Source organism: Hyphomicrobium sp., from assembly GCF_051860585.1.
Taxonomy (GTDB): Bacteria; Pseudomonadota; Alphaproteobacteria; order Rhizobiales; family Hyphomicrobiaceae; genus Hyphomicrobium_C.
Map to the genome: position 1 here is coordinate 1 of NZ_JBHYDS010000022.1, position 701 is coordinate 701.

Sequence of the window (701 nt, forward strand, 5' to 3'; positions counted from 1 at the left end):
GCGGCAGCCGGCTGGAGGCATTCTCTGGTCATCGGACACACACTGGCGAAATGGAGAGAGCCAAATGACCAAGATCCGGAACATCCTCGCAGCGACCATCACCCTCGGCGCGCTCCTCGTTTCGAGCCAGGCCGGTGCCGTCAGCCTCGGCGTCAAGCTTGCCTGCGCAGCCGACTACCACGCCCATTGCAGCATGCATTCGCCCGACTCCCCCGGCGTTCGCAAGTGCATGCGCTCGGTTGGCCGCAACCTCTCGCAGGGCTGCATCAGCGCTCTCGTAGCTGCCGGTGAAGTCTCCAAGTCGACCGTCCAGAAGAAGGTCGCCGTCAAGTAGGCTTCCCCACCCGTCGTCTCCGAAGCGAACTCTCCACGCTCCGGCTCATTTTTAAACGTTACATCAGTCTGTTAGCAAAGGAGTATCCGCCCGCAGCCGATCCGAGACCGCCGCCTGCCGGCGACCGTTCTGCAGAATTTTTGGCGATTTCTCTGCCGCGTTCCCCTGGGAACAGCGGCCAAGACCGTTTGGACGCACTCTCTGGTCATCGGACACACACTGGCGAAAATGGAGAGCCCAGATGACCAAGATCCAGAACATCCTCGCAGCGACCATCACCCTCGGCGCGATCCTCGTTTCGAGCCAGGCCGGTGCCGTCAGCCTCGGCGTCAAGCTTGCCTGCGCAGCCGACTACCACGCCCATTGC

The 701-nt window shown here is 62.2% G+C and carries 1 protein-coding gene; it reads left to right on the forward strand.

Annotated features, from left to right (window positions below; all coding sequences use genetic code 11):
* Positions 1–64 precede the first annotated feature (64 nt).
* Positions 65–334: a hypothetical protein gene (locus tag ACTIFK_RS19000; RefSeq protein WP_439544583.1), complete on the forward strand. Its 270-nt coding sequence runs from the start codon at positions 65–67 to the stop codon at positions 332–334.
* Positions 335–701 lie beyond the last annotated feature (367 nt).